This is a genomic window from Oscillibacter sp. CU971 (assembly GCF_905219725.1).
Taxonomy (GTDB): domain Bacteria; phylum Bacillota; class Clostridia; order Oscillospirales; family Oscillospiraceae; genus Oscillibacter.
Map to the genome: position 1 here is coordinate 1 of NZ_CAJMXG010000157.1, position 7,053 is coordinate 7,053.

A 7,053-nucleotide genomic window follows, 5' to 3' on the forward strand; every position below is an offset into this window, starting at 1 on the left:
CACATGGCGTTTTGGACAGCAAGGCCTTCCGCAATCGCATCCTTGAAATAGCGAGAGATCATTCGTGTAATCTCCGGGAATTGTGGATTCTCCAAAATACGGTTGACAACATCGGTGTCCACTTCTCTGGTATACAACGCCATCGCCGCCTTGTAGGACAGCCCCAATTCCTCAATATCATAGTTACGGCGCTCCGGGAAATCCGTCTGCCCCAAAATGAAGTCGGTGGACACCCCCAGAAAGTCCGCAATTTTGATGATGTACTCGTCCCCAATTTTATCTGTTTTCTCACTCAGGAATCGGCTGAGAGAGCTTTCTGCCATTCCAATTTCCGCAGCGAGTTCAGCCTGAGTGATTTTCCGCTCCTTGATAAGCTCCTGTATCCTCTGCCGGACAGTTCCCGGCAAATATGCCTGCTCCATATTCGACATCCTCCCCAATTATTTCCGAGTATACTACATTTCCCTACAAAAGTTAAGTCGAATTTTGTATCTTGCATTTTTGCAATTTTCACCACTGAAACGGCCTCAACTTGCAATAATGCCATATTTTTTCGGTCTGCACCATTTTCTCCGTATATTGGTATCAGAGGGTAAAACGCCTCAAATCAATGCGGAAAGGAGAATCGGATGTTATAGCAGGTTTTGCGGAAACGCCGTCCCAAGTTGTCGGGGCGGCGTTTCCGCGTCAACAATTGAATAGGGACAACGGACCACCGGCGGGAAATCCCCCTACAAACAAGGAAAGAGAGGTACAATGACGAAAAATACCAGCGCTACCATGACCCGGCGAATCGGAAGCACAGTTTTCAAAGTGAATATTTTTACAAAAGAGGACGGCAGCGAAACCATGGAGGACAAAATTTTACAGCTAATCCGGCGCGAAGGATTGGCATCACCGGCAGATTGTGGTATGATAGACGTGCCACAAATGAACCGTCAGTCTGAAAGGAGCGCATCATGAGCGCCAGACAGACGGAGACGAAAATCACAGCGTTATATGAACGCCTCAGCCGTGACGATGAATCTTTAGGGGACAGCAATTCGATCATCAATCAAAAACGATACCTGGAGGGCTATGCCGCTGACCGTGGTTACGGTAATATCGTCCATTACACGGATGACGGATGGTCCGGCGGCAATTTTGACCGTCCCGCATGGAAACGGTTGATTACCGACATTGAGGCCGGGAAGGTAGAACATCTTCTGGTCAAGGACCTCAGCCGGGTGGGGAGAGATTATCTCCAGACGGGCTTTTACACGGAGGTCGTTTTCAAACGCTATGGTATCCACTTTGTTGCCATCGGGAACAGCATTGACAGCAACGATCCCAGCTCTGGCGAGTTTGCCCCCTTTGTCAATATCATGTCCGAGTGGTATCTGCGCGATTTAAGCCGGAAGCAACGCACTGCCATCAGGGTCAAAGGTGAATCCGGCAAGCCGACCACCAATCAGGCTATTTATGGCTATAAAAAAGACCCCAACGACAAGTATCACTGGCTGGTTGACGAGGAAGCGGCGGCAGTTGTGCGGCGCATCTACCAGTTGGCCATTGAGGGACACGGTCTGAGCGATATTGCCAACATTCTGTACCGGGATAAGATAGAGTCCCCAGCGGCTTATCTGGCAAGGCAGGGACGTGGCCCCTGGAAAAGCAAGGAAAACATCGACCGTCCCTATGCCTGGAGCGACTTCATTGTGGGACGGATACTGTCTAAACCTGAGTACATGGGCCATACGGTCAACTTTCGTTCCCACAAAGAATCCTATAAGGATAAGCAGCCAATTTTTCATGCCCCAGAGGACTGGCTGATTTTCGAGGATACCCATGAGGCTATCGTGGACAAGGGCACCTGGGAACTTGTTCAGAAACTGCGGGGAACTCCACGCCGTATTGATACGCTGGGCGAGGCGAATCCCTTGACCGGGCTGGTATTCTGTGCGGACTGCGGGGCAAAGATGTATAACCAGCGGACACGGGGCAGTGAGACAAAGCCGTATCCATCGGACGCCTATGAATGTTCCTCGTATAAACTCGCAGGGCAAAGAAGGACGGCTGTTTGCAGCAATCACCACATCTCAACAAAAGCTCTGCGGGCATTGNTTTTGGAAACCATCAAGGTCACTAGCACCTACGCTATCTCCAATGAGGCTGAGTTCATTCAAAAGGTCCGGGCAGCGTCCGAGATTCAGCAGGCGCAAGCGGCGAAGGATTTGAAGCGTAAGCTGAACAAGGATAAGCGGCGCTTTGACGAACTGGATACCATCATCAAGAAGCTATATGAATCCTATGCGGTGGGCCGCATTGGAGAGGAACGCTTTGACACCCTTCTCGCCGGATACGAACAGGAGCAGGCAACGCTCCGGCAGTCCATCGCGGAAGGTGAATCTGCGTTAGGCAGCTTTGAACAGGACACCGCCAATGTAGAACATTTTCTTGACCTTGCAAGGAAGTACACCAATTTCTCAGAGCTGACTACGCCGATGATTAACGAGTTTGTTGAGAAGATTGTTGTTCATGCTCCGGACAAGTCCACGGGTGACCGGATGCAGGAGGTGGACATCTATCTGAAATTCATCGGTAAATTTGATGCCCCCATGCCGGAACCTACTCCGGAGGAGATCGCGGAGCAGGAGCGATTGCAGAAGGAGCGTATCCGAAGCCGGGAGAGATACCGCCGTTTGAAGGCCGGAGAGAATCTCAGCCCTCCTTTTGAGCGGACCTGCGCGACCTGTGCCAAAACCTTCTCCGCTCTGCGGCCAAACGCGAAATACTGCTGTCCTGCTTGCAGGCAGAAGGATTACCGCCGCATGGCGAGAGGAGCGAAGTCAAAAGTATCATGAATTTGTATCGGAGCGGTCCGCAATGCTGTGGACCGCTCTTTTCCATCACGAAGGAGGTTGAAAGTCCATGTGGAACTGCGATTGGGAGTACCAGCACCAGGATGTTTTGAAGAATTGCTACGAGCGCAAGATGGCTGGCAGACCCTATGGGAAAAGCGACCCCGTCCGTAAGATTATTTGCGAGGGATGCGGGTGTGTTTTCTATACGCGAATCTGGTCCAAAAAATATTGCTATTACAAGAAATGCGGCAATACCGGCTATAAAAAGCAGTTGATACAGCGGCGTTTGGCGCAGCCGCCCCGTACTCAGGTCTGCAAAGTGTGCGGGAACACATTCACGCCCAAGCGGTCAGACGCGCTCTATTGTAGCAATGCCTGCCGCCAGCGGGCGTATCGTCAGAGTGTTACGGATAAAACAAGTGGTCATGATGACCACTTGCTCGAATCGTAACGGAACACGATTTAAGGTGTTACGGTTGGACATAGTGGAAATAAATTCCCCTACGATTATTCGTAACGCAGATGCAGCCGCGTTACAGATAAATCAAGTGGTAACTTTGACCACTTGATTTATCTGTAACAAATTAACTCCGCATAGCGTTGCGGATATCTAAAATAGGAACTTTTCCCACTTTACATATCCGTAACGGAAATGGTTACAAGAAGAAATGTTTTAGGTTGGGCGGTCTGCGGACCGCCCTTTGCTGTTATACAGCAGAAAGGAATTTTATGAACATTTTGAATCACAATACGCCGATCATCATCGGCATCGACCACGGCTATGGCAACATCAAGACTGCCAACTGCTGTTTCAAAACCGGCGTGGCCTCCTTCGACAAGGAACCGACCTTCAAGAGCAATCTGCTGGTCTATGAGGGACGCTATTATCTAATCGGAGAGGAACACAAGGAATTCACTGCCGACAAGATGGCTGACAGTGACTACTACATTCTGACTCTCGCTGCTATTGGGCGGGAGCTGAACATCCGCAAACAGATTTCAGCCCGTGTCCATCTGGCGGCGGGCCTGCCCCTCACCTGGGTCAGTGAGCAGAAGGACGCTTTTAAGCAGTATTTGCTGCAAAAGGACAGCGTAGACTTTCATTTCCGGGGTGCGGAGTATCATGTTGACTTTGTTGGGGCCGACATTTTCCCCCAGGGTTTTGCCGCCGCTGCTGACCATCTGCGAGACTTCCGAGGGGTGAATATGCTGGCCGACATCGGCAACGGCACGATGAACGTCATGTATATCAATGACCGCCGTCCCCAGGAGAAAAAGTGCTTCACCGAGAAATATGGGACACACCAATGTATGCTGGCTGTCAGGGAGAATCTGCTGAAGCTCTACGGTTCTGCCGCTGACGAAACGGTGATTGACCGTGTGCTGCGATACGGGACTGCGGAGATCAGCGAGCGGTATCTAACTGCCATCCAGTCAACTGCCAGGGAGTATGTAGCCGGTATCTTCCGCCGCCTGCGCGAACATGAGTATGACCCGGAACTGATGAAGTTGTATGTGGTTGGCGGCGGTGGCTGTCTGATTAAAAATTTCGGAGAGTTTGACGCTGGCCAGGTTGTCATCAACGAGGACATCTGCGCCACCGCCAAGGGGTATGAATATCTGGCCCATCTCCGCGCCAGGAAGGGCGGCACGGTATGAGTGGACAAATCGTCAGTACCAATATTCGGTTCAATCTGGAGAAAGAGTCGGATCGGACGGCCTGGGAGTACCTTCAGCAGAGAGACAAGAGACAGCACCGCTCTTACAGCAGGGCGGTGATTGCCGCAGTCAACGACTATTTTGAGCGCCGGGGGCGGCTGTTCTCTGACCCGTATCTGGAAACCCGTGAGAAGGAGGACGCTTTCCTCCAGCGGGTGCTGGAAACCATCCGGGCCGGGTTCGATCACGCCGCTCCTGTCAGTTCAGCGGCTACGCTGCTCAACCTGTTGCAGAATATCCCACCGCAACCGGCCTCTACTGAGAACGCAACCCAAGAGGACCAGCAGGAATCGGACGATACAGCATTGGATTTCGTGGACAGTTTTTGATACCACAGCGGGCCATTTTGATGCCATAACGAATTGAATTAACACCAAAAATATAAGCACCAGATACCAAATTTCTTGTATTTACACAGGGAATTTGTATCTGGTGCTGTTTTTTGCCCTTTATGATACCAACTTGCAGAATTTTGGTGTCAAAATCAGGCGTTTCCAGTGCTAACAGGCCAGTTAAGGCCGGGAAGGAGTTACTATGACGGATAATGAAAAGAAACTGATCCAGGCCCGACACCGTTTGGAAGAAGCCCAGGCCCGTGACCGTGTGAAGCAGCGCAAAGCCCGGACACGGCGGTTAATCCAGGAGGGGGCTGTTTTAGAGAAGGCTCTGCCGCAGACGGTGAGCATGAGCTTGAACGATTTGGAAGCATATCTTCACGAACTTACAAATTGAGTACGCAAAGCAGGAGCGTCCCGGTTCGCCGGGGCGCTCCGCTTTTCCCGGCCCGAAGGGCGCACTTACTCACCACCCGCTGCGCGGGCGGTGGTACTGCCTGCGGCAGTCGTGCGCTCTCCGAGGCGGATGCGGCCCCTGCGGGGGCCTGCCGGGAATGACCGACGTCATTCCCGGTGCGTATGGAGCAGGCCAGTGCGCCGCCCTGCTCCATACGCCATCGAAAACCTGCCACTGGCAGCTTTTCGATGTTACGGGGGACGTAGGACGAGGGACGGGAGACGAAGGACGGAGGTAATAAAAACTGGCAATTTATCATTTAGAGGCAAAGATTATCTGCCGGGGGACGGGGCGTTCCGCTGTCGCGGCAGCGGCCTATATGAGCTGTTCCCGCATTTACAATGACTATGATGGGATACAGCATGACTACACCCGGAAACAAGGACTTGTCTGGCAGCAGGTTTTTCTGCCGGATATGGCGCCAGCGGAGTGGGCAAATCGGGAAGTCCTCTGGAACGCCGTAGAAGAAGCGGAGAAAACGAAAGACAGCCGACTGGCCCGTGAGTTCGTGGTGGCGCTGCCGATTGAGCTGGGTAGGGACGAGTGGATTGCCCTGCTGACAAATTTTATCCAGACCAATTTTGTGGCAGGGGGGATGTGCGCCGATGTGTGCATCCATGATACCGATGGTCACAATCCACACGCTCATATCATGCTGACCGTGCGGCCTCTGACCAAAGATGGCAAATGGCAGCACAAAACGGAGAAGGAATATCTGTGCGTCCGCGATGGAGTGGAGCGGGGCTTTACTGCGGCAGAGTTCAAGTCAGCGCAGTTCGAGGGCTGGGAGAAGCAGTATCAGTACAAAGTTGGCAGAAAGAAGGTGTATATGTCGCCCTCCCAGGCAGAAGCGCAAGGTTATGAGCGCATCTCCAAGTATCCCAAGAGCACGAAATATGGTAGGCAAAATCCTATCTCTGCCCGTTGGAACAGCGAGGATCAGCTTGCCCTCTGGCGGGCGGCATGGGCCGATATGACCAACCGATTTCTTGAGCGAGCCGGGAGACAAGATCGTGTCGATCATCGTAGCCACGCAGAGCGTGGGCTGGATGAACAGCCTACCATTCATGAGGGTGTAGCCGCTCGTGCGTTGGAACAGAAGGGGATCATTTCTGACCGCTGTGAACTGAATCGGCAGATTAAAGCAGACAACGCCCTGCTGCGAGAGTTGAAATCGCTGGTTAAGAAACTGATGGACGCAGTGAGGAACACCGTTCCGGCAATAGCAGAGGCGATGGAAACCGTTCGGCAAAAGATGATCGTTTTCCGATATCAACTATTGCATATTGGAGTTGGAAAAAGGCAAATTACCGATACGCTCCATGCTGTTCAGCCAGACATCAAGCGGTATGAGGATGTTGTTAAGCAACTCAAGGCCAAGATTAAAGAGCACCGGGTTTTGCTGGACGAAAAGAAAAATACCCCGGCAATTCAGGTGTTCCGGCATCGGGAATTGGCGCAGAAAATCGCTGGTCTGACAGAAGATATTGAGGAATTAAAAAGTGAGAAGGCTTTGTTGCTCAATCAGCTTAATCGTGCAGACGATCATGGTATAGCGGGGGTTAAGCAGCGCATTACATCTATGGAAAACTCTTTGGGCAAGCTGGACCAGCAGAAGATAAAGTACACCAGTGAACTGGAGGCGGCACTGGCACAGTATACCGAGCTGCAACAGCAGGCGGTAGATATGGAGGCCCTA

The 7,053-nt window shown here is 51.9% G+C and carries 8 protein-coding genes; 7 read left to right on the top strand and 1 reads right to left on the bottom strand.

Features of this window, described 5'->3' with window-relative positions; translation table 11 throughout:
* Positions 1-422, bottom strand: a 422-nt coding sequence (locus JX325_RS10895) for a helix-turn-helix transcriptional regulator (protein ID WP_204791152.1), incomplete at its 3' end; no start/stop codon positions are given.
* Positions 423-756: 334 nt separating this feature from the next.
* Between JX325_RS10895 and JX325_RS10900 the strand changes: the two genes are divergently transcribed.
* The 7 genes from JX325_RS10900 to mobQ all read left to right on the top strand — a co-directional run.
* Entirely contained in the window at positions 757-963 is a 207-nt protein-coding gene (locus JX325_RS10900; protein ID WP_204791153.1) for a transposon-encoded TnpW family protein, read from the top strand.
* On the top strand, positions 960-2,843 hold the full coding sequence (locus tag JX325_RS10905) for a recombinase family protein (RefSeq protein WP_204791154.1): 1,884 nt from the start codon (positions 960-962) through the stop codon (positions 2,841-2,843). Before JX325_RS10900 ends, JX325_RS10905 begins: the two co-directional genes overlap by 4 nt.
* Before the next feature lie 67 nt (positions 2,844-2,910).
* A complete protein-coding gene (locus JX325_RS10910; RefSeq protein WP_204791155.1) occupies positions 2,911-3,294 on the top strand; it encodes a hypothetical protein in 384 nt (127 codons plus the stop codon).
* Between the two features lie 278 nt (positions 3,295-3,572).
* Positions 3,573-4,502: a ParM/StbA family protein gene (locus JX325_RS10915; protein WP_204791156.1), complete on the top strand. Its 930-nt coding sequence runs from the start codon at positions 3,573-3,575 to the stop codon at positions 4,500-4,502.
* Positions 4,499-4,891 (top strand): hypothetical protein, encoded by a 393-nt coding sequence (locus tag JX325_RS10920; protein ID WP_204791157.1) that lies wholly within the window; start codon positions 4,499-4,501, stop codon positions 4,889-4,891. The genes JX325_RS10915 and JX325_RS10920 overlap by 4 nt, the downstream gene beginning before the upstream one ends.
* A 205-nt stretch (positions 4,892-5,096) precedes the next feature.
* Positions 5,097-5,294, top strand: a complete 198-nt coding sequence (locus tag JX325_RS10925; protein ID WP_120486744.1) for a DUF3847 domain-containing protein — start codon at positions 5,097-5,099, stop codon at positions 5,292-5,294.
* Between the two features lie 304 nt (positions 5,295-5,598).
* Positions 5,599-7,053 (top strand): MobQ family relaxase (gene mobQ, locus JX325_RS10930; RefSeq protein WP_204791158.1); only part of this gene is annotated, 1,455 nt, incomplete at its 3' end.

What these genes read in the sequence shown, in the direction of transcription:
- JX325_RS10925 (WP_120486744.1), top strand. Translation starts at nt 5,097, where the DNA reads ATGACGGATAATGAAAAGAAACTGATCCAGGCCCGACACCGTTTGGAA.
- JX325_RS10910 (WP_204791155.1), top strand. Translation starts at nt 2,911, where the DNA reads ATGTGGAACTGCGATTGGGAGTACCAGCACCAGGATGTTTTGAAGAAT.
- JX325_RS10915 (WP_204791156.1), top strand. Translation starts at nt 3,573, where the DNA reads ATGAACATTTTGAATCACAATACGCCGATCATCATCGGCATCGACCAC.
- JX325_RS10900 (WP_204791153.1), top strand. Translation starts at nt 757, where the DNA reads ATGACGAAAAATACCAGCGCTACCATGACCCGGCGAATCGGAAGCACA.
- JX325_RS10920 (WP_204791157.1), top strand. Translation starts at nt 4,499, where the DNA reads ATGAGTGGACAAATCGTCAGTACCAATATTCGGTTCAATCTGGAGAAA.